The organism is Gimesia chilikensis (genome assembly GCF_008329715.1).
Taxonomy (GTDB): Bacteria; Planctomycetota; Planctomycetia; order Planctomycetales; family Planctomycetaceae; genus Gimesia; species Gimesia chilikensis.
This window is the reverse complement of record NZ_VTSR01000011.1, coordinates 300,667-321,336: the sequence shown is the minus strand read 5'-3', so window position 1 is coordinate 321,336 and position 20,670 is coordinate 300,667. Positions and strand designations below refer to the sequence as shown.

Genomic DNA, 20,670 nt, shown 5'->3' with positions numbered 1-20,670 from the left:
TGATCGCCAGATCCCCGCATAACCGCATCGATGGTGACTCCATTTTCATCGGTATTCACGAAATTCCAGCACGAGTTCAGATTTATAAAACACCGGCTGTTGCAGGTGATACTGAAAGCAAATGCCGTGAGTTCGCTTTTATCGCCAGCCATTTCCTGATGCGAAAATACTTCCCGAAGCCCCCATTTTACCGCCATTGTTTCAGGATGAGATTTTCACCAGTATCATGGAGCAGAAGAGAGCTGAATCAGGGTAAATACTGATATGGAAATGGTTTAAAAATTGTCTGAGTTTCTCGGTGCTGTTTAGTCCTCAGCCCTTTCCTCAACAGATATAATGAGGCATCCGCCTCACCAACTTTGCGATTTTAATAAATGGAGTGAATGCAAATGCTGTTCAACTGGAAATCAGGTCTGCTGTTCTGCCTGTTACTGATATCACTGTCTACCGTGTCCGCTGCTGAAGTTCCCACCGCCGCGATCTCTTCTGAGGCGGGCATCGTGATTCGACTGAAACAGCCGCAGGCAACATTACAGAAAATGAGCCAGCTCACGAGTCAGGTCGACGAAGCCATCAGTGGTCTGCTGGCTGCCAACGTGCGAACCGTCGTGGGGCGTTCGCTCTCAAATCCGACCTGGGAAGGTGTCGACCCGGCACGGACGATCAGCGTTGGCGTCTTTCTGCATGCCGAACAGGATCCGGGCTTGCTGTTCATTGTTCCTGTGAAAGACGCCGCTGCCTGCAAAGCCGCACTGGGCGAGAAATATCACTCAGCTCTCGAAGAGAAATGGCTGATCTACAGTGAAGACAAAAAACTCGTCGAACAGGCACAGGCCAGTCTCAAACAGACGGATCAGTCGTTCGAATCTCAACTCAGCCCGGCCGCCAAAGGCCTGTTCGATTCCGGTGATCTCTCGGTCTATCTCAATCTGCAGAAGATGGTCCAGATCTATCAGGCTCAACTGAAACGCGCCGAGGGCCAGGTCGATCGCAGACTGACTGAACTCGCCAAAACCATGAACGCGGCTCCCGGCGTCAATGCAAAACCGATCCTCGGTCTCTACTCGACGCTGGCGAAAGGTTCCCTGCAGGCCGTCAAAGACTCGCACGCTTATACCACTGCCTTTCAGTTTTCAGAGCAGGGGGTCGGCCTCGAAAGCCTGTTTGAGGTCAAACCCGATTCCGAAACTGATCGGCTGTTTCAGTCCAATCCGCCTCAGCCGTTAAATCAGCTGGGACATTTTCCCGCACATCAACTGGCTTACATCGCCGGTGCCGGCAATGCGGATGCGTTGATTACCTGGGGCATGAACATGACCGCCCAGATGTTTGATGAAACACAGCAGAACGCCGAAGCCAAAGAAAAGTTCACGGAGATCGTCAAAGAGATCCGCAGTCTCAAGTTCGGCAGTTACTACTTTTCCTTCGAACTGGGCAAACTCGCAGACGGCGTGATGCATGCTTACACGGTTTCCGAAGTCAGCCCTTCGAACAAGCTGCGGACGCTCACGCATCAGATGATGCAGATCATGCAGAATGTCTCTCTGCCCGGCATCAAACAGGAAATCACCTTTAAACCCGATGCAGAACAGGCAGGCGGCATTCCCGTTGACCTGACTGTCATCAAGCAGGAACTCGATCCGGCGTCCGATCCGCTACAGATCCAGAAGCGGATGCTCGAAATTCTCTATGGCCCGTCTGGGATCACTAACCGGATGGCGTATCCGGAAGGTAAGGTTCTGCAGGTCATGGGGGGATCGGCCTCGATGCAGAAATTCATGGAAGCCCTCAACGCGCCGGATAAATCATCCCTGACCGCGCAAAACCAGCCCGCCTTCCAAAAAGCCCGCGCCCATGGCGCGGAAAAAGCGAATCTGGTGGCCCTGGTCGATGTCTCAGGTACCGTAATGCGGATTCTGAATATCTTTGCCGAGAGTCGTCAGCAGACAGGGCCCTTTGCCGAAAAACAGATCCGCGAACTGGGCATCCAGGACTCGTATCTGACCTTCAGCCTGACTACCGGAAAACAGTCACTCAGCACGAAAACCTATATTCCGGTTGAGAATCTGCAGAACGGGTTCAAAGTGTATTCGCTGATTTCCCGTCAGAAATAAGGCGGACCATCGTTTTGATGGAAAAATACTGAAAAAATGTTGCCCTGCTTTTGAGTGTGGAGCCCTGTGCGTAAGTCTTTACAGTTGAATAGATTACGGTTTTTCTGGTGGGGTGGCACAGATCCGGAATGTTCCGTTTCACTAGGGAATCCGTAAAACTTCTCTTGAAAGAATCGACATTTTTCCGAAAACTGTCAAAAATGAGCGAACCTTTGTCAGGGCATTGTTGTCTTACTGGCAGAGGGATACTCCTGTTACTCATCATAACAGGTCTATCCGCTGAATTACCTGTGAACGGCTTGTGTCCGTTTTTTCTTTTGAGGCACGAGCCTCTCTTTTTATAGTCTCTTTCTCTGCGGTTTAACGCAGGAGGTGCACTGATGATTTTTTCTAAACAGAATCGTCGTTTCGTCGTCAAAGCAATTAACAACAGCGTGTTTGTCAAAGCAGCAGCTGTCGTGAAAGCGATTGATGTCGTCCGTGCCGCCCTCCGTACAGATGCGTTACGCCCTCTAAGTGGAGAACGATTGTCGGAATCCGGTGGTATGCCGGGGTCCTCCCCGATGGGTTGGCATTGTTGTTGTCAACATCAACCCACAATGCATCTGCTCTATCAAAGATATATGCAGATAACGGGAACCCCCCTGACCACCGTGACCGGAACTGCTTCGTAAGCAGATTCCGATTCCCTGCTTTTTAGCAGAAAATCGTTTACTCAAAGTGGTTGGTTAAAACGCGACAGCCTTTTAGCTGACCCTGCCACATTCACTGGCAAACGTAGCACGTTGGGCCCCTGGTGACCTGTGAAAGCGCACCCGCTTTTTCTCTGGTCTCGCGGCTGATTCAAACGCTGTTCCGTTTCCGGTTTGCATGTGCTTAACGAACCACTTTGAACTTCAATGAATTCAGAGTCCTGATTCAGGGACAGAGAAGAGATACTACAATGGAAGATCAGAACTTAATCGAGTTAGTTACGGCTGCTCAGAATGGAGATCGAGACGCCTTCGGTTCACTTGTTGTTCAATTTGAATCTACGGTCTTCGCGATCGTAATGAAGCGTCTGCGTAACCACGCTGAAGCCAGTGAAGTTACTCAGGATGTCTTCATCCAGGCCATGCGGAAACTGTCACAGCTGAATGCACCGGAGCGATTCGGTGGCTGGTTGCGGCAGATCGCCGTCCGGATGTCGATCAATCGAGCCGTTCGTCGGCCTAACGAATGCATTCAGAGCCCGGATACCTTCATCGTCCTGGACGATGAACCGGAAAACCCGCTGGACAAACTGCTGGAAAGCGAGCGGGCTACTGAACTGCGTGGCGGACTGGAATCGCTGGGTGAAGTCGACCGTCAGACCCTGATCTCATTCTACTTCAAGGGCCAGTCCCTGAAGGAAATGAGTGACGAGTTCGATCGGCCCATCGGGACGATCAAGCGTCGACTGCACACCGCACGTAATCGTCTGCGGGAAGCACTGTTGGACGTCCAGTCCGTATGAGTGACGTTCATGAAAGGAATCGAACCACGCCTGTGGAGGCCCGCCTCTGCAGGCGTTTTTTGTTGCGCGATTCCTGGCTTAAGGGAGTTCCAGGCCCGCGCGTCTCAACAGGGACGTCAGCTCCATCAATGGAATTCCGGTAATCGCCGAGTGGTCGGTTGATTCGATCGATTCAAACAGGGCAATGCCCCGGCTTTCAATCTTGTACGCTCCGGCACAGTTCCAGGGTTCGTCATATTCGACATACCGCCGCAGCGCAACTTCATCCAGGGCACGCATTGTGAGCCGCGTGTGATTGCAGTGAACTTCCTCAAACGCCGGACCCAGTACCGCGATCGCGGTGATCAGTTCATGACTGGTCCCCTGCAGTCGCATTAATTGCTGAACCGCCCGTTCGTTAGAACCCGGTTTCCCCAGCACATCTCCTTCGAAGGAAATCAGTTGGTCTCCGCCGATAATCAGCGCAGTCGGGAAACGCTGCTGCACCTGGTGCGCTTTCTCCAGCGCCAGCCGTTTGGCCAGTTCTGCGGGAGGCAGCCCAGCCTGCTTCAGAATGTCTTCATCAACCTGCGGATCCTCTTGTTCAAACGGAATTCCCAGACGCTTTAACTGTTCCGCGCGATAAGTTGAAGTACTGGCCAGAATGAGTTGCATAGTACGCATTTCTTGAATCGGGGGATTTCTTTTTCTCTGGTAGACCGTTTAGTCAGGACGCTTTGCATAAACCTGTCGAGGGGAGAGACACTGATGAGGACGATCCCATTCCGCAATCGCTGCCAGCTCACCGGCGGGAGTGACGATCGCAACTTCGGTGATTTCGTCCGTCTCAGGCAGCCTTTCCGGAGGGCCGGTCAGTTTCTGTCCGAGACTGATGGCGCGCAGTTCTCGTGCATCGCACCGGTAATGTGGTAAATGGGGAACGGCTTTGATAGGCGGTTGCAGATTGGCAGAGATTGCATCCAGAGTCGGGGGTTCTTCAAGGCTCAATGCTGATTCCAGCTTGAATTCCCCAATCCGCGAACGTACCAGCGAGGTCATCGTAGCGCCCACGCCCAGGTCTTCTCCCAGGTCGCGTCCGATCGAACGAATGTAAGTTCCCGAACCGCAGACAATCCGCAGCTGAAAACGGGGGAACTCAAATTTCACGATTTCCAGTTCATACACCTCGACCGTGCGGGGCTCGATTTCAACGGTCTTACCCTGGCGGGCCAGATCGTATGCCCGTCTGCCATTCACATGCACTGCTGAAAACTGCGGCGGAGTCTGTTCGATGGAACCACGATAGGTGGGCAGCAAGCGTTCCAACTGTTCCCGTTCAATCACCGGACAGTCCGGTGTTTCGAAGACTTTGCCTGTGATATCGTCGGTGTCGCTCCGTTTTCCCAGTACAAATTCGCCGATGTATTCCTTGGGCTGATCCTGCACAAAGCGGATCAACCGAGTCGAGGAACCGACGCACAGTACCAGCACTCCCGTTGCCAGGGGGTCGAGTGTCCCTGCATGGCCGACTCGGGCCGGGCGGACCAGCTTTTGAAACTGGTTGACGACCTGGCGGGAAGTGATGTCCTGGGGTTTGTTAACGCTCAACAGACCTGAAAGTTGCAGGTCTGCTTTAGAAGGAGAACCGCTCATCGGGGAATGTCTCCCTGTTCTGATACATTCCGGAATCAGACACGCGTCTCTGTCAGGAAACAGAGACACGCACTTTCTGCTGATGATAATTCAGAGCCGCACTGACGAACCCGGCAAACAGCGGATGCGGGCTGACCGGCTTGGACTTGAATTCCGGATGGAACTGAACTGCAAGAAACCAGGGATGATCCGGAATTTCGACGATTTCAACCAGGTTCCCGTTGGGGCTGGTACCGGTCGGAATCATCCCACCTTCGACCATCTTCGTCCGGAATTCAGGATTGAACTCGTACCGGTGACGGTGCCGCTCGCTGATGGAGTCTGCACCGTAACAGGTGTGTGCTTTGGTCTCTTTGGTAATGATGCAGTCCTGTGCTCCCAGTCGCATCGTGCCCCCTTTTTCGGTGATCTCTTTCTGTTCTTCGAGCAGACAGATCACCGGTGCGCTGGTTTCGCTATCGAATTCCGTGCTATGGGCATCGGGCAGTCCCAGTACATTCCGGGCGAATTCGATGACCGCACACTGCATACCCAGACAGATTCCGAAGTAGGGAATCTTGTTTTCGCGGGCAAACTTAACAGATGCGATTTTTCCTTCGATGCCGCGTTTTCCGAAACCGCCGGGAACCAGGATCCCGTCAACGTTGGAGAGCAGTTTCTCTGCCCCTTGGCGTTCGACTTCCTCCGCTTCGATCCGCTTCAGCAGAATCCGGGTATTGTGATGGAAGCCGGCGTGGAACAGTGATTCGTAAATCGACTTGTAGGCATCTTTGTGATCGATGTATTTTCCAACCACGGCGATGGTCACTTCGTGTTCCGGGTTTTTGATCCGGTTCAACAGGGTCCGCCAGTTGGCCAGGTCCAGAGGTTCGGCGTCGATCTGCAGTTTGCGGATGATGAGCTTATCCAGTCCGTCATCGGCCAGTCCCTGGGGTACTTCGTAAATCGAATATTCGGTATCGACCTCTTCGATAACCGCCCCTTTTTCGACGTTACAGAACAGCGCGATCTTGTCCGCGTGATCCTTGTCCATCGGACGTTCCGTACGCACGATGAGGACGTCGGGCTGAATCCCGATCTGCCGCAGCAGGCCTACACTGTGCTGGGTCGGCTTGGTCTTCATTTCTCCCGCCGCCTTGATGTAAGGCAGGAGCGTCAGGTGGATAAACAGGCAGTTTTCTTTACCGATATCCAGCGGAATCTGACGGATGGCTTCGAGGAAGGGCAGACCTTCGATGTCACCCACGGTCCCCCCGAGTTCGGTGATGACCACATCGACATCGGAGCTGGCCAGGTTATAAACCGATTCTTTGATCTCATCGGTGATGTGCGGAATGACCTGCACGGTCGCTCCCAGGTATTCACCCCGGCGCTCTTTCTCAATCACTCGCTGGTAAATCTGCCCTGTAGTGTAGTTGGATTTGCGGGAGAGCGGGCTGTTGGTGAACCGCTCATAGTGCCCCAGGTCGAGGTCGGTCTCTGAACCGTCGTCGAGTACGTAAACTTCACCATGTTCGTAAGGGTTCATGGTGCCGGGGTCGATGTTGATGTACGGATCGAGCTTTTGCATCCGGACCCGCAGGCCGCGCTGTTCGAGCAGCAGACCGATGGAGGCTGAGGTCAGACCTTTCCCTAAAGAACTGACGACGCCGCCGGTGACAAAAATGTGTTTTGTGGTGTGTTTGGTCATTTCGCTGTCTGTTGTTTGAGCTGTCATTAATCTTTGCTGCATGATATGGAAAGCAATGCGAAATTGCACGCTTTAATCAGATGAAAAGCGAGCAGGACTGCCGGATCTCAGTCACCACTCATGAATATTCTAACACGTCAGGCTTGCAGGGAAATGCCTGAAACCGATCCGGGGGCTGATCGTTAACTGTTGATCAATAAGCGACTTACTGCAATCTAATTCGTTCCCTGCTGATAGCGGCTGACGAACCGGGCATAATCGTCCGGGGTATCAATGCCAACGGTGGGATGAGCGACGGTGCCGACCTGAATCTTTGCACCCGTTTCCAGGGCTCTGAGCTGTTCCAGTTTCTCCAGCTGTTCCAGTGGAGTCGGAGAGACTTTGGTGAGCTCAAGTAAAAACGGTCGACGGTAGGCATACAGCCCCAGGTGCAATAACCAGGGGCTCTGTTCGGGCAGCAGTGTTTCGGGAGCGACATCGCGCGTGAAGGGAATCGGCAGGCGACTGAAGTACAGCGCCGAACCATCCTGTCTGCAGACGACCTTGGTACAGGACGAATCCTGTAACTGTTCCAGGCTGCGGATGGGGGTGGCCAGCGTCGCCATTTCGGCTTCCGGGGAAGATTCCAGCAGGTCGATCAGCTGATCGATGAATTCAGGCGCGATTTCGGGTTCGTCTCCCTGGATATTCACCAGGATATCCGCATCCAAGAGCTCTTTTTCCGTAACTTCGGCTATCCGGTCGGTGCCGCTGGGATGCTCTCCCGTCAGAAACGCCTTGCCGCCAAAGCCATGTACGGCTTCCAGAATTTCCAGGCTGTCGGTCGCCACGATCAGGCGATCCAGCCGTTCGGAGCGGGCTGCTGCCTCCCAGGTATGCTGAATCAGCGTCTGTCCGGTTTCACTTAATAACAGTTTTCCGGGGAGTCGCGATGACTCGAGTCGGGCGGGAATCACGCCGCACACTGGCACGTGCACACCTCCTGTGTCTGAGAGAACGGCTGGCTGAAAAAATCCTTAATTGGCCCAATGTATCAAGCCTGTCTGACTCTGCAAGTGGGAGCCGGGGAAATTCGCGCCATTCCACCAAGGAAACTGATCGAGAGCAAAATCAGGCTGGGCTTGGATCAGAATTGAAGTTCTGATATGGTTCCTCGCGAACAGATCTCGTTCCCCCCCATACGCCAAAACAGGATACTCAGATGGAGCATGGATTTTTAGGCTATCGCTCAACATTCATGTTGGATTTTGTGGTCACGGCACTGTTGCTGATTGTCCCACTTCTCTTATTCAGCCTCTACGCAGTTAAAATCAAACATAATTTTGCGCTGCACAAAAAGCTGCAGATTCTGCTCGGAGCTGTCCTGCTGGTGGCGGTGGCCGCCTTCGAAGTGGACGTCCAGATCATGCACGGCGGCTGGCAGAATATCGTTAAGCAACGCGAGGTCCCCCTGACACCCGAACAGTTCGACTATGTCCGGAATGTCCTCTACGTGCACCTGCTGTTCGCCGTCAGCACACCTTTCTTCTGGGGAACGACGCTGATTTTGGCTCTGAAACGTATTCCCAATCCGCCCGTACCCTGTGCGCACAGCAGCCTGCACAAAAAACTGGGCTGGATTTCTACGATCGATATCACGCTGACGTCGTTGACCGGGTTGTACTGGTACTACGTCGCGCTGGTTGCCGGGGGGTAAGGGCAGGCAGGACGCTTACGATTTTTTACGTGAGCGTGACAGAGGTCCTTTGGCGGGTTTGCTATCATCTCCGTCGTCCGAGTCTTTTGCCAAAACGCGGGCGATGGCATCCAGAAAGACGTCCATCGCGAAAGGCTTCCGCAGATAGTCGTCGACTCCGAGCATCTCGGCATACGCTTTGTGCCGACCACCTTCATTGGCGGTGATCATGATCACCTTGGGGGGAGAAGGCAGCGACTTGAGAGTTTCCAGCACGGGGAAACCTCCCATCTTAGGCATCATCATATCGGTGATGACGAGATCGGGATTCTCTGTCTGGGCGAGCTTCTGCCCTTCCAGTCCGTTGGGGGCCACGATGATGTTATAGCCCGCAGATTTAATCACACCACTCAAGGTGCTGGAAATCTCACGGTCATCCTCGATCAGTAAAATATTGTAATCAGTTGACATGGTCGTTTTCATTCCCTGGAGAAACGATGCGTTTCCCGCAACTCCTGTTTTTCAAAGTGACTCAGCGCCACGTACTCAGACACTCCGGTCTGAGATATATGGTAGAGCTCGAACTCGGGATTCTCAAGGCAGTTGCATAAAACTGTTCTGATTCTTCATCTTTCGTTCGTGAGCTGTGTCGTATTATACCAGTTAGACGATCGAAATTTCACGCTTTTTTTGTTCGATTGATAAAGGATGCCACCAGTTCCTCACTTTTCATCCCCGGTGCCGATTCCACTCCGCTGGCGGTATCCACGCCAAACGGCTGCACCGCGGCGATGGCTTCCGCGACATTCTCGGGGGTCAGTCCCCCCGCCAGAATCAGGGGCGGCCACTCGGTAAACTGATAATATTCCTGAATCACCGCCCAGGGAGCCACTTTGCCGGTCCCCCCAAAGGCATCTGGTGAATAAGCGTCGATCAGCAGGTAATCCGGGCGTTTGCCACAGCGATCGCAGTCAGATAGATAGGCGGCGATTGATTCGAGATTCGCTTCCCGCACTCGAAATGCTCGGATCAAAGGCAGGTTCGGCAGTCGCTCCGCCAGTTCCGCCAGGAATTCCGGCGTTTCATCACCGTGCAACTGCAGTAGATCGAGTGAAACGGACTGGCAGATTGTTTCAATGTCCTCCAGGCTGTGATTCACGAACAATCCGACCAGAGCGACATTCTTCGAGACGGCCGTAGCGATTTCCCCAGCGGTTTCAACAGAAATGCACCGCGGTGAAGGGGCGTAAAAATTCAAACCGAGTGCAGAGGCACCCAGATCCGCCACCATGCGGGCGGTTTCGGCATCACGAATGCCACAGATTTTCGTCCACATATGTGTCGATCTTGTTCTGACTGGAGGTTTTCAAAAGCAATGCAACCGCGGCAGGGTTTCCTCCGCGGTAAGGTGTCTGCATTATAGACGTCAGTCAACTCAGGGAGTACCGCCGATCGGCAGAAACTGAATACAGACCGGCTTGGGAACGTCGATTTCATGCCCCGTCGGTTCCAGCACTCCCGTTTTCTGATCGATCTTGAATACGACGACGTTATTCGAATCCTGGTTCGCGGCCAGCAGGAATTTCCCACTCGGGTCGATATTGAAGTTCCGCGGAATCGCACCGCCGGTCGGCTGATAACCCAGGGACGTCAGTTCGCCCGTTTTCTGATCGATTCCATACATGGCAATCGTGTTCGGGCCCCGGTTGGAGCCATACAGGAATTTTCCAGAGGGATGCACCAGAACCTGCGCTGTGGAATTCCCTTTCCGTTTCGTTCCTTCTGGAACGGTGGTGATATTCTGCAGAATCTCAAAGACACCCGTCTTTTGATTGTATTTCATGGCGGTCACGGTCAGGTTCAGCTCGTTAATGACATAACCCCATTTCCCGCTTGGATGAAAGGCAAAGTGCCGCGGACCGGCTCCCGGAGCCATTTTGATGCCCGGTACCGCGTTCGGAGTCAGGCTGCCGTCGGCTGCAGAAAAATCGTAGACGCGCAGTTCGTCAATGCCCAGATCGGCGACAACCGCATGACGGTTCTTGGGATCCAGATTAATCGAATGTGCGTGCGGTGCTTTCTGACGGGCTGCATTCACACTGGAACCGGTGTGTTGGACAAAAGCAGAACTGGGGCCGAGGGAACCATCTTTCTGGATCGGCAGCGTGCAGATATTACCGCCGGAATAGTTGGCCACGAGCACGAACTTACCAGTCGCATCTACTACCAGGTGACAGGGAGATCCTCCCCGGGAAGAATGCTGGTTGAGAAACGTCAGCTTGCCACTGTCTGCGGCAATCGCATACGAGCTGACAGCACCCGCTTTCTGGCCTTCGAAATCATTAATTTCATTAACAGCGTAGAGATATTTCTGATTGGGCGAAATCGCCAGAAACGAGGGATTCACGCTGTTTTCCGTGACATCCACGTGCGTCAGCTTGCCCGTCTTGCTGTCCAGCAGCAACTGGTAGATCCCCTTGCTGTCGCTGCCGCGGGTATAGGTGCCCACATAAACCCGATATTGCTCAGCCCCGGATGCGGTTTGTGTCAGTAAGGTGGAGCAGACGGCTCCGGAAAAGAGAGCGAAGCACAGGAAATATTGGGTCGGCGCGAGCATGGGCAATCCTATCTGAAATATCAGGAGAACAGGGCGGGAGACGGGCAGTCCATCCCTCACCGGGCTTTGAAGTTATTTGACCCGAATCAACGGCGGAACGCAAGCCTCTGTTTCGGCGGCGATCTGAAATACCGGGGGCGTCAATCCTGTGATTCGCGAACCGAAATGATTATACTTTGAGGCATGTTGAAACGGATTACACTACATAACTTTATGAGCCACGCGTTTACCGAGATTGAGCTGTCGCCCGGACTCACCGTGCTGACGGGGCCCAATAACTGCGGTAAGTCGGCGTTCGTCTCTGCCCTGCAGGTACTGGCGGAAAATACCTCGGGCGATTACATGGTCAGGCACGGTGCCAAAGAGTGCCGCGTGATCGTGGAAACCGACGACGGCCACGTCATCGAATGGAAACGTAAAAAGAAGGTCGTCAGTTATACGATTGACGGGCAGGATTTCCATCGTCTCAGAAACAATGTCCCCGATATCCTCCCGGAAGTATTAAGACTGGCGAAAGTCAAGTCGGGGGACAGCGATGAATTCGATGTCCATTTCGGCGAGCAGAAATCGCCCATCTTTCTGCTGGGCGATCGGGGCAGTCGGGCCGCCCGCTTCTTTGCCTCCTCCTCGGATGCCTCCGTGCTGATCGAGATGCAGAAGCGGCACCGCAGCAAAGTCAAAGTGGCCCAGCAGGACTATCAGCGACAACAGACCGAGCAGAAACAGAACGAGGCCACACTGAAACTGCTGGAGCCCGTTCCCGATCTGGAATCCGAACTCGAGACCCTCGAAACACAATATCAGGCACTCCAGGCCGAAACGCAGCAGATTCAGCAGCTGGAAACGCTGATTTCGGAACTCACGAAAGCGGAAACCCGTGTCGCCCTCTGTTCCCGCCGGGTTGCCTGTCTGCAGGTACTACCCGGACCGCTGGAGCAGGAACCGGAACGCCCCCTCGCAGCACTGGTCCAGCGCTGGCAGACGATTCAAAGCGGGCTGCAGCGCTCACAGACGACTGTCTCCGCATTGGAGACATTAAGCGATCCCCCTGCGCTGCAAAATGAATCGGCACTCGCTGCTCTGATCAGAGATTATCAACTGCAGGATCGCATCTGCCAGCAGTCACAGGCGACACAGAATTGCCTGGAACCGCTGGAAGATCCTCCCCAGCTGACCGACCCTGAAAGTCTGGAGAAGCTGATCGCCAGATTGACGGCCGCAGAAGCCCGCACGCAACGGGATCGGAGAGAAGCCGAGATCCTCGCAGAATGCGTTTCTCCACCGGAACTGGTCGATGGTGCGAAGCTCGCGCAGTTCTGTCAGCAGTGGACTGCCGCGGAGACACAGTTTCTGGAGCGGAAGCAGAGACACGCTGAAGTCAAAGCCGAATACGAACAGGCCCGCGTCGAACTGCTCCACTGGGTGGAAGAGAATCCCACGTGCCCCACGTGTGGCGGAGAACTGGAGCCGGATCGCTTCATTCAGTCAGCCGAAACCGGATTGAAGGGGCACACACATGACGCCTGAAGAATATCAAGGTGTGCTCCTGATCGGCGATCCCCACGTGGAAGGGCGGGTTCCCGGCTTTCGCAGGGACGATTATCCCCGCGTCGTGCTGGAGAAAATCAAGTGGTGTCTGCAGACGGCGCAGGAACAAAGCTTACTTCCCGTGATCCTGGGTGACCTGTTTCATGTTCCCCGCGACAATCAGAACTGGCTGCTGTGTGAACTGCTGACCTTATTCGAAACTCCTGTGTACGGCATTTACGGTAATCATGACTGCCGTGAAAACCAGTTGAACGAACACGACACGCTCAGCATCCTCATCCAGGCGGGCCGCTATCGTCTGCTCTCAACCGAAAATCCCTGGCGAGGCACCATGGCAGGCCGTTCCGTGATTGTGGGAGGCACTTCCTGGGGACACAAACTTCCCAAGGCAGACGCCTTTGAGCACGAAACCGATTCGCCGCTGATCGTCTGGGTGACCCACCACGATCTGCTCGTTCCCGGCTACGAGGAACAGGGGCACCTGCGTCCCTATGAAATTACAGGCGTGGAATATGTCGTCAACGGCCACATTCATCGTCGGCTCGAAGACGTGCAGAAAGGGCAGACGACCTGGGTGACTCCGGGGAATATCATCCGGCGTTCGCGCAGCGATGCGACCCGGGCGCATATTCCTTCTGTCCTGAAACTCGAAGCGACCGCAGACGGCTGGCGACGTTCCCAGGTGGAAATCCCCCATGCCGCCTTTGATGAAGTCTTTCATCCGGAAATGGAAGACGAAACCGAGGAAGGCGTGCCGTCCGCTTTTATTTCGGGGCTGGCCGAATTACAGTCTCGGAGAACGGATACGGGAGCAGGGCTGAAACTGTTCCTGGAAAAAAATCTGCCCCAGTTTGAAACTACCGTGGCAGCAGAAATACAGAAATTAGCAGATGAGGTTTCCCGCGATGACGAATGACCAGCAGGGAGCAGTTCCCGATATCGAAGCTTTGACGGAACAGTTTCAGAAACTGAATAAACGCAAAATTGAATCCGAACGCGACCTGGTGAATGCGGAGCAGAATCTGAACGAGCTCAAGCAACAGGCGCAGGAGGAGTATGGCACCGATCAACTGGAAGAGTTGAAAGCAAAGCTGCAGCAGATCAAGGATGAGAATGCCCGTAAGCGGGCCGAGTATCATCAGAGTCTCGCGAAGATCGAAACCGAACTCTCCCAAATTGAAACCGCACATCAGTCAGCAGACGCTTCCTGAACCGGCCGAATGGAAAGTGAGCCATGCAGAGCGACATGACTTCTCAATCTGATTCCGAGACCGAGCCCGGGGAACTGCGGTCTCCCATGAGCCTGCAGCGCCGCTGTTGGAAGCTCTCCGCGGTGCGCGAACAGAAAGAGAAAGACCAGGCCCAGCTCAAACAACAATTGCAGGAAACGGAACAGTACCTGGGGATCTCTGAGCAGGTCACCGAAGCCCTGGAGACCTTAAGCGGTCAGCTGTTCGAGCAGGAACTGCAGATGATTCAGGAGAAACTGACGATCGCCCTCCAGGAAGTTCTGGAACAGCCGCTCAAGCTCAAGGCGGTCGCTGAATGGAAACGCAACGCCGCCACGGTCGAATTTCAGATCGAACGGGAAGGCAATACGGAAGACATTATGCGGGGGCAGGGGGGCTCGGTGGCCAACATCCTCTCGGTCGGCCTGCGGATGTTTGCGCTCATGACGCTGGATGAAACAGAACACCGGCGGGTACTTGTTCTGGACGAACAGGATTGCTGGCTCCGTCCCGATCTGGTACCACGGTTAGTGAAAATTATTCATGAGGCGGGGCAGGCACTCGGCTTCCAGATTATCATGATCAGTCACCACGATCCGGTAATGTTTGAACGTTATGCTGACACCATTTTCCAATTCACTCCCTCTCCCGAAGGGGTAAAGGTAGAACGCGTGGAAACGGATCGGCAGCAGCAAGAATCAACCTGAACCGAAGTCGAGACACCATTGAAGGACCAGACCAACTGATGACATCGCCAACTTATAAGACTGCTCCTGTCCCTTCCACCAAAATGCCGAACGGGATTCCCTATATTGTTGGCAACGAAGCGGCCGAACGCTTCAGTTATTATGGGATGCGGGGCATACTCGTAATCTTCATGACACAGTATCTGCTCAATGCAGAGGGCATGAAAGATTACATGAGCGATGAACAGGCGACGAAATACTTTCATCTGTTTGTGGCTGCCGTCTACTTCTTCCCACTCCTGGGGTCCATTATCTCCGATGTGTTCTGGGGCAAATATCGGACGATTCTGACTCTGTCGATCGTCTACTGTTTCGGCCACTTGGCGCTGGCCATTGATGAAACGCGAACGGGGCTGCTGGTCGGCCTGACTTTGATCGCCATTGGCGCTGGGGGGATCAAGCCCTGTGTCTCTGCCCATGTGGGAGATCAGTTCGGCAAGAAAAATCAGCATCTGCTCAGCCGGGTCTTTGGCTGGTTCTATCTGTCGATCAACATGGGGGCCTTTGTCGCTTCCTTATTGATTCCGGTGATCCTTAAGAACTATGGACCTCATTACGCGTTTGGACTGCCGGGTATCTTGATGCTGATCGCCACCATCCTGTTCTGGCTGGGACGCAATGAATTTGTGCACATTCCCGCTTCGGGCTGGGAGAAGTTTCGCTCGGAAACATTTGGTAAGGAAGGACTGCAGGCGCTGTTGAATCTGTCGGTACTCTATTATGTGTTTCTCCCCGTCTTCTGGTCGCTCTTCGATCAGACGGGATCTTCCTGGGTGCTCCAGGGAACAAAGATGAAACACATGATTGGTAGCTATGAGCTGGGAGCGGCCGAAATACAGGCACTCAATCCCCTGTTTATTTTAATCCTGGTGCCGACGTTTACGTATGTGATTTACCCCTTGATCGACAAAGTCTTTCCACTCACGCCCCTGCGGAAAATCTCCATCGGTTTCTTTCTGGCAGCCGCCTCGTTTGCCATCAGCGCCCTGCTTGAATCATGGATCATCCATGCTCCTGATAACCCTCCTCACATACTCTGGCAGGCGATTCCCTATCTGGTTTTGACTTCTGCAGAAGTCATGGTTTCGATTACCTGCCTTGAATTTTCCTATACTCAGGCTCCCAAATCGATGAAGTCATTCATCATGTCACTCTTCTTTCTTTCCATGACGGTGGGGAATCTGCTGACTGCGGGTGTGAATGAAGTCATTATGGTTGATGAGCAGAGCTCATACCTGGAAGGCGCCAGATACTTCTGGTTCTTTTCCGGACTGATGCTGGTGGCCGCGGTACTGTTTGTGTTCGTCGCGCAGCGTTATAAAGGAAAAACATATATTCAGGATGATGCTATCGATGAGGCGCAGGCTGAGGAAGAGGGGATTCAGTGATCTCTGTGTGAAACTTCAGCAGATCGCTTTTCTTTATGGTTCATTCTGCATATGATTTGCATATGTAATCGACAGGGCGAATTAAAATCGCTATCAAAACACTTTGTTTCATATAATTCGGGAAGGAATGAAAATGCGGATTAATAATTTATTGGCTGTCGTCTGTTGCAGCGGGGCACTCGCCCTGTTTACCGGTTGTGCCGGACAGGATGAAACCCGTACATTCGATGAAAAAGACTCCCAGGCTTCCGCGGAAGCAGAACATGACCATGGACACGATCACGAACACGCCCATGGCCCCAACGGCGGTCATCTGCTGGAAGTGGGTGAAGAACAGTACCACGTGGAAGTCGTCTTTGACGGCGATAAACGCACGCTGACCGCCTTCATTCTCGGTCCTGATGCCAAAGCTGCTGTTCCGATCGCTGCCGAGTCCATCGACTTTGATATGGAAGTTGGCGACAAAGAACACGAAATTCCGCTGGCTGCCAAGCCTCTGGAAGGGGAAAAGGACGGCAAGTCCTCCCGTTTCGTAGCCGAAGGGAAAGCCATTCCGGAATCGATCAAAAAAGAATCCGATCTGAATGGGCACTTCCACCTTGATATCGGCGAAAATCATTTTCATGTTGACCTGAAGCACGATGGTCACGGCCATGAGCACGGCGATCATGATCACGATCATGCACATGAAAAAGAGCCGAAGAAAGAGGAAGCCAAAAAAGAAGAACCGAAAAAGACCGAAGACAAACCTGCTGACAAAGAATAGTCGCGGTCTGTAAATCGATAAAAAAACGCCCCTGGAATTTAATCCAGGGGCGTTTTTTGTTTTCAGTATTGTCGATCGGCTGTTAGAACCAGAAGTAACGACGGGCGGTTTCCACCACATCACCGAACAGCACATAGAACAGGCTGCGTTCACCGCAGTCGATCTTGGCACTCACTTCAGCACCAATTCGCAGCATCGGCAGTGCTTCTTCATCAAATGTGGCATAGGTTTCCACAATCGACCCTACCTCTTCGGCGTGATTGGCCCGTGTTGAGATTTCGGTGACTTCCCCTTCGTAGGTCAGTTCGTTGGACGTTGCCAGAATGAATTCGACGGGCAACTCGATATCGCCCTTCTTCTCAGCCGCTCGGAGGATGTGCCCCATCCGTTTTTCTTCCACGTCCAGTTCCAGCTGCCAGGGACCGTTGGGATCCATGATCTCCATCAGCAGTTCACCCCGCTGCACCGGACGGTTAATCAGCAGCTGTTCCACCTGGAATGTGGTGACAACGCCATCGATGGGAGCCCGCACATTCAGTTTGTCGAGTCGCTCGTTCAGAATCTCCAGATGCCGTTCGGTACCTGCGATCTGGGTGCGTGTTTCAAATAATTTACCACGGAGATTGATGATATCTTCCACCGGGCGTTTATTGTTGGAGTCCGATTGAAGCTGGGCATTCACTGCCAGCATCGACAGGCGGAGTTCGTTCAGTTTGTTTTCCGCATCTACGGCCTGGGCTTTCAGGTCTTCGTTGCGGATTTCCACCAGCAGGTCACCTTTTTTCACCTGCTGTCCACTCTCTACATGAATCTTGACGACTTCGCCTTCCCAGTTGGTAAAGACTTCCCGCTGAATGGTCGGCATCAGTCGACCGTCACAGTTGACTCGATAATCATAGGGAACCATCGCCAGTGTCACGCCGGCAGCGACAAGCAGTGCGATCACGACCAGGGTTTTGACGAGAGTTTTACCACGCAGCGAAGCAAAGATGCGTCCGACCATCCGCCAGAGCGGCATCAGGAAAATGCTCTCGTAGTTGCGGGAATTGGCAATCCCGCTGGCGATGTGCCCCGACAGCAGATCAGCGCGGCTTTCCAGATGAGGTCGCGGCTGGCTGTCGGTGATCTGTTCAACGATCAGACCGCCAATCAGTTTGCGAGGTTTATCGCTGGTACGCCCCAGGGCTTCGTCATCATTTTTGACAATTTTTTCCGGTTCGAAAAGCGGCACGATCATGATCATGCGGGTTCCGCTTTCCTGCAGGTAGTCGGCCAGGGGCTCTTCAATCTGCGGGGGAATCGCATCGACCGACCCTGAGTAGATAAAGGCCTCACGCATTGCCAGAACTTTGTTGGAGAGCTTGGAGAGCAGTCGGACCGTGTTGGCCCGCTTGTTGACTTTGTCCTGTCCGTTGATTGCTTCGATGACTGTTTTTCTGCCGTACTGCATCGCCAGGCTGACGCGGTCAGCATTCAGGAGCTGACGACCATCATTCACGACGGTCGCCGCGACTTCAGACAAATCCAGGCTGCGGTGCAGCTGTTGGACGAACTGGTCGACTTCTTCCCAGACTTCGAGGGATGCATCCGACTGATTGGCTTTGTCGCGCTCTGTCAGATAATGCGAGGCATAGCCCGACATCTGCTCGACAAACTGCAGGTAACCTGAGTGAGCCTGTTTAGGAGCATTCGACCGCTGGAAGATTTCGATGACACCGACCGGTTTTTTGCGAATCGTCAACGCTGCCACCACAATCAGGTTATCGGTGGGGAGGTGGACATCGCTCTCACCGTCGGCGGTAAAGATGCGCGCTTCAGCCGTGGAAACGACATCAGAGAGCAGACGCTGGTTCTTCAGAATCGCCTCTGGTTCTTCGTAGAAACCGGTGTCTGCCAGATTGACTTCACTTTTGATCGTCAACCGACCGCTTTCATCGATTAACCAGGCAGCACCTGCCGTTGCTCCCAGTCCGGCTACCACGCGTCTGAGAAATTCACGGAAGAATGTCTCGGGGGCGACGTTGGAATGAGCAAACTCTTCGATTTCCCGCGCAATACGAATGACGCGTTCACGGGTCTGAGTGGGCGATTGAGTGCTGGTCATAGAGTTAACTTACCTGTTTGATCGATCGATGGATTTCCGTTTTCCATTTCTGAAATGAGACTCTTTCAGAAATTATACGGTATGTTTGACGTAAACTATGGTTTTTTGCTGGTTCCCCACGCGATTTTCACTGTGTGGACAATCTTACATACCCTGATTTTATTCGGGGGGAAGGGCGAATGCAAAAAGACAATTTGTCGTAAATCTCTTTTTTTTGGCATGTTGCGGAAAAGAAACGGACAAAGTGAGTAATCGGTCCAGTAGCCCGGAGCCGTAAAAACATACCCTGTTATAAGAGACGGTCAAATATTTGAAGTATAACATGCGTAGAATCAGAACAGGCCATAATTGGAAAATAGAACATGACTTACGGTCAGGCATTGATTGGCAGGGGGGCTGGAAATCGTCTCAAATATCGAAAACAGGATAATCTGGGTAAAGTATTCCGGTTGTAATGCCCTGCTGCGGGAGTTCAACATGTCGTTATGTTCTGAACCAGCCCGTGAAAAAGGTTTGTTCCACTTCAGAAATTGCTTGTGAGTAGTGTGAACCGGGCGTTAGATATGAGGCACTGAAGTGTCTATATTTATATATGTCAGACTCTCCAGTCTCGACCAGCGTTGAAATGCAGGCTTTTTGCTTCGGGAACCTTAAGATTCAGTTTTAGGATCAGGATATGAATTTCAAAATGAAACACGTGTTGTACACAATGCTGCTGACCGCAGGTTGCAGTCTCGGATATGCAGGAACGACCCTGCTGGCCGAAGACAAAGCCACCGAAAAGAAAGCCACCGAAAAGAAACCGACTGCAAATCCCGAAGCTGCCATCTCCGTTGGTGAGTGCCGGATTAAACTGATCGACCGCGTCATCCTCGGTAGCGATCGTCCCGGCGTACTCGAGTTTGTCGAACCCAACGAAGGGGAGCGAGTCACAAAGGGCCAGGTGATCGCAGGCTTAAAAAGCGATGCCCTCAAGGCAGCCCGCCGGACAGCAGAGAAGAAAGCCACAAACGATATTGAAATTCGCTATTCCAAGAAAGCCCGGGACACCGCCTACGTCGAACTGGAAATGAACAAGGATATTAATAAACGGGTTCCCAACACGATTTCCGTACTCGATATCAAACGCCTGACCCTGAACGCCGAAAAAAGCGATCTGCAAATCGAACAGGCAGAGCTGGAATTCGATATGAATAAGCTGCAACTCGATGAAATCGACGCCCAGCTCGAAGAAATGAAAGTCATCGCTCCCTTTGACGGCATCGTCACCAAAAAATTCCGTTCGACCGGCGAAGTCGTCCGTCACGGTGATGAAGTTCTGGAACTGGTCAGCACCAACCGGGTCAAAGTGGAAGGTTATGTGAATATCCAGGATACCTGGAAGTTTCATGTGGGAACGCCCGTCGAAGTCCAACTGGACATTCATGGTGTGCGTCTGCCTGTTGAGAACGAAACCTTCAACGGCAAAATTACTTTTATCGATGTCGAAGTCGAACCCATCCACGGGAAATCAATTCGGGTCTGGGCCGAAGTCGAAAATCCGGAAAACATTCTCAAAGCAGGCTACATGGCCACAATGAAAATCCTGCCGGATAAATCAGAACCCAAAGTGGCGCAGGGAAGCCCGGCAAAGAATATTGAGGACTAAGCTGTTCTCGTAGACTGA

The 20,670-nt window shown here is 53.0% G+C and carries 19 protein-coding genes; 11 read left to right on the top strand and 8 right to left on the bottom strand.

What is annotated here, in order from left to right; genetic code table 11:
• Positions 1-389: 389 nt before the first annotated feature.
• The 3 genes from FYZ48_RS16805 (at position 390) to FYZ48_RS16795 (ending at position 3,609) form a co-directional block, all read left to right on the top strand.
• Positions 390-2,114: a hypothetical protein gene (locus tag FYZ48_RS16805; protein ID WP_149342374.1), complete on the top strand. Its 1,725-nt coding sequence runs from the start codon at positions 390-392 to the stop codon at positions 2,112-2,114.
• A gap of 380 nt (positions 2,115-2,494) precedes the next feature.
• Entirely contained in the window at positions 2,495-2,788 is a 294-nt protein-coding gene (locus tag FYZ48_RS16800) for a hypothetical protein (RefSeq protein ID WP_149342372.1), read from the top strand.
• 269 nt (positions 2,789-3,057) lie between these two features.
• Entirely contained in the window at positions 3,058-3,609 is a 552-nt protein-coding gene (locus tag FYZ48_RS16795) for an RNA polymerase sigma factor (protein ID WP_145041608.1), read from the top strand.
• 78 nt (positions 3,610-3,687) lie between these two features.
• Here the strand turns inward: FYZ48_RS16795 and FYZ48_RS16790 are convergent, their stop codons facing one another.
• From FYZ48_RS16790 to kdsB, 4 genes are all read right to left on the bottom strand, one after another.
• Positions 3,688-4,263, bottom strand: coding sequence for a Maf family protein (locus FYZ48_RS16790; RefSeq protein ID WP_149342370.1), 576 nt, complete (start codon positions 4,261-4,263; stop codon positions 3,688-3,690).
• Positions 4,264-4,311: 48 nt separating this feature from the next.
• Positions 4,312-5,241 (bottom strand): tRNA pseudouridine(55) synthase TruB, encoded by a 930-nt coding sequence (truB, locus tag FYZ48_RS16785; protein ID WP_149342368.1) that lies wholly within the window; start codon positions 5,239-5,241, stop codon positions 4,312-4,314.
• Between the two features lie 52 nt (positions 5,242-5,293).
• Complete coding sequence (locus FYZ48_RS16780; RefSeq protein WP_315853203.1) at positions 5,294-6,958, bottom strand: CTP synthase; 1,665 nt, start codon at positions 6,956-6,958, stop codon at positions 5,294-5,296.
• Between the two features lie 188 nt (positions 6,959-7,146).
• Positions 7,147-7,902, bottom strand: coding sequence for a 3-deoxy-manno-octulosonate cytidylyltransferase (kdsB, locus tag FYZ48_RS16775; RefSeq protein ID WP_149342366.1), 756 nt, complete (start codon positions 7,900-7,902; stop codon positions 7,147-7,149).
• Between the two features lie 230 nt (positions 7,903-8,132).
• Between kdsB and FYZ48_RS16770 the strand changes: the two genes are divergently transcribed.
• A complete protein-coding gene (locus tag FYZ48_RS16770) occupies positions 8,133-8,627 on the top strand; it encodes a DUF420 domain-containing protein (protein WP_149342364.1) in 495 nt (164 codons plus the stop codon).
• 15 nt (positions 8,628-8,642) lie between these two features.
• Here FYZ48_RS16770 and FYZ48_RS16765 read toward each other — a convergent pair whose 3' ends face one another.
• From FYZ48_RS16765 to FYZ48_RS16755, 3 genes are all read right to left on the bottom strand, one after another.
• Positions 8,643-9,077: a response regulator transcription factor gene (locus tag FYZ48_RS16765; protein ID WP_149342362.1), complete on the bottom strand. Its 435-nt coding sequence runs from the start codon at positions 9,075-9,077 to the stop codon at positions 8,643-8,645.
• Positions 9,078-9,285: 208 nt separating this feature from the next.
• Complete coding sequence (locus tag FYZ48_RS16760; protein WP_149342359.1) at positions 9,286-9,942, bottom strand: phosphoribosylanthranilate isomerase; 657 nt, start codon at positions 9,940-9,942, stop codon at positions 9,286-9,288.
• Between the two features lie 99 nt (positions 9,943-10,041).
• On the bottom strand, positions 10,042-11,223 hold the full coding sequence (locus FYZ48_RS16755; RefSeq protein WP_149342357.1) for a lactonase family protein: 1,182 nt from the start codon (positions 11,221-11,223) through the stop codon (positions 10,042-10,044).
• 183 nt (positions 11,224-11,406) lie between these two features.
• Here FYZ48_RS16755 and FYZ48_RS16750 point away from each other — a divergent pair, with 183 nt between their 5' ends.
• The 6 genes from FYZ48_RS16750 to FYZ48_RS16725 all read left to right on the top strand — a co-directional run bounded on the left by FYZ48_RS16750 (position 11,407) and on the right by FYZ48_RS16725 (position 16,900).
• Positions 11,407-12,750, top strand: coding sequence for an ATP-binding protein (locus FYZ48_RS16750; protein ID WP_149342355.1), 1,344 nt, complete (start codon positions 11,407-11,409; stop codon positions 12,748-12,750).
• Positions 12,740-13,687, top strand: a complete 948-nt coding sequence (locus FYZ48_RS16745) for a metallophosphoesterase (protein WP_149342353.1) — start codon at positions 12,740-12,742, stop codon at positions 13,685-13,687. The genes FYZ48_RS16750 and FYZ48_RS16745 overlap by 11 nt, the downstream gene beginning before the upstream one ends.
• Entirely contained in the window at positions 13,677-13,982 is a 306-nt protein-coding gene (locus FYZ48_RS16740) for a hypothetical protein (RefSeq protein WP_187782067.1), read from the top strand. Before FYZ48_RS16745 ends, FYZ48_RS16740 begins: the two co-directional genes overlap by 11 nt.
• Before the next feature lie 35 nt (positions 13,983-14,017).
• Positions 14,018-14,707 carry a DNA repair protein gene (locus FYZ48_RS16735; protein WP_242022692.1) on the top strand — a complete coding sequence of 230 codons (690 nt, stop codon included), beginning with the start codon at positions 14,018-14,020 and terminating at the stop codon, positions 14,705-14,707.
• A 38-nt stretch (positions 14,708-14,745) separates the two neighbouring features.
• A complete protein-coding gene (locus FYZ48_RS16730; RefSeq protein WP_149342348.1) occupies positions 14,746-16,134 on the top strand; it encodes a POT family MFS transporter in 1,389 nt (462 codons plus the stop codon).
• A gap of 133 nt (positions 16,135-16,267) precedes the next feature.
• On the top strand, positions 16,268-16,900 hold the full coding sequence (locus FYZ48_RS16725) for a hypothetical protein (protein ID WP_149342346.1): 633 nt from the start codon (positions 16,268-16,270) through the stop codon (positions 16,898-16,900).
• An 82-nt stretch (positions 16,901-16,982) separates the two neighbouring features.
• On the opposite strand, the gene FYZ48_RS16720 is transcribed toward FYZ48_RS16725, so the two are convergent.
• Positions 16,983-19,004, bottom strand: a complete 2,022-nt coding sequence (locus tag FYZ48_RS16720; protein WP_149342344.1) for an efflux RND transporter periplasmic adaptor subunit — start codon at positions 19,002-19,004, stop codon at positions 16,983-16,985.
• A 688-nt stretch (positions 19,005-19,692) separates the two neighbouring features.
• Between FYZ48_RS16720 and FYZ48_RS16715 the strand changes: the two genes are divergently transcribed.
• On the top strand, positions 19,693-20,652 hold the full coding sequence (locus FYZ48_RS16715; protein WP_187782066.1) for an efflux RND transporter periplasmic adaptor subunit: 960 nt from the start codon (positions 19,693-19,695) through the stop codon (positions 20,650-20,652).
• Positions 20,653-20,670: the final 18 nt, after the last annotated feature.

Excerpts from the sequence above, each read along its gene's own strand:
- FYZ48_RS16805 (WP_149342374.1), top strand. The coding sequence starts at position 390 with ATGCTGTTCAACTGGAAATCAGGTCTGCTGTTCTGCCTGTTACTGATA.
- FYZ48_RS16800 (WP_149342372.1), top strand. The coding sequence starts at position 2,495 with ATGATTTTTTCTAAACAGAATCGTCGTTTCGTCGTCAAAGCAATTAAC.
- FYZ48_RS16795 (WP_145041608.1), top strand. The coding sequence starts at position 3,058 with ATGGAAGATCAGAACTTAATCGAGTTAGTTACGGCTGCTCAGAATGGA.
- FYZ48_RS16790 (WP_149342370.1), bottom strand. The coding sequence starts at position 4,263 with ATGCAACTCATTCTGGCCAGTACTTCAACTTATCGCGCGGAACAGTTA.
- truB (WP_149342368.1), bottom strand. The coding sequence starts at position 5,241 with ATGAGCGGTTCTCCTTCTAAAGCAGACCTGCAACTTTCAGGTCTGTTG.
- FYZ48_RS16780 (WP_315853203.1), bottom strand. The coding sequence starts at position 6,958 with ATGACAGCTCAAACAACAGACAGCGAAATGACCAAACACACCACAAAA.
- FYZ48_RS16770 (WP_149342364.1), top strand. The coding sequence starts at position 8,133 with ATGGAGCATGGATTTTTAGGCTATCGCTCAACATTCATGTTGGATTTT.
- FYZ48_RS16765 (WP_149342362.1), bottom strand. The coding sequence starts at position 9,077 with ATGTCAACTGATTACAATATTTTACTGATCGAGGATGACCGTGAGATT.
- FYZ48_RS16760 (WP_149342359.1), bottom strand. The coding sequence starts at position 9,942 with ATGTGGACGAAAATCTGTGGCATTCGTGATGCCGAAACCGCCCGCATG.
- FYZ48_RS16755 (WP_149342357.1), bottom strand. The coding sequence starts at position 11,223 with ATGCTCGCGCCGACCCAATATTTCCTGTGCTTCGCTCTCTTTTCCGGA.
- FYZ48_RS16750 (WP_149342355.1), top strand. The coding sequence starts at position 11,407 with ATGTTGAAACGGATTACACTACATAACTTTATGAGCCACGCGTTTACC.
- FYZ48_RS16745 (WP_149342353.1), top strand. The coding sequence starts at position 12,740 with ATGACGCCTGAAGAATATCAAGGTGTGCTCCTGATCGGCGATCCCCAC.
- FYZ48_RS16740 (WP_187782067.1), top strand. The coding sequence starts at position 13,677 with ATGACGAATGACCAGCAGGGAGCAGTTCCCGATATCGAAGCTTTGACG.
- FYZ48_RS16735 (WP_242022692.1), top strand. The coding sequence starts at position 14,018 with ATGACTTCTCAATCTGATTCCGAGACCGAGCCCGGGGAACTGCGGTCT.
- FYZ48_RS16730 (WP_149342348.1), top strand. The coding sequence starts at position 14,746 with ATGACATCGCCAACTTATAAGACTGCTCCTGTCCCTTCCACCAAAATG.
- FYZ48_RS16725 (WP_149342346.1), top strand. The coding sequence starts at position 16,268 with ATGCGGATTAATAATTTATTGGCTGTCGTCTGTTGCAGCGGGGCACTC.
- FYZ48_RS16720 (WP_149342344.1), bottom strand. The coding sequence starts at position 19,004 with ATGACCAGCACTCAATCGCCCACTCAGACCCGTGAACGCGTCATTCGT.
- FYZ48_RS16715 (WP_187782066.1), top strand. The coding sequence starts at position 19,693 with ATGAAACACGTGTTGTACACAATGCTGCTGACCGCAGGTTGCAGTCTC.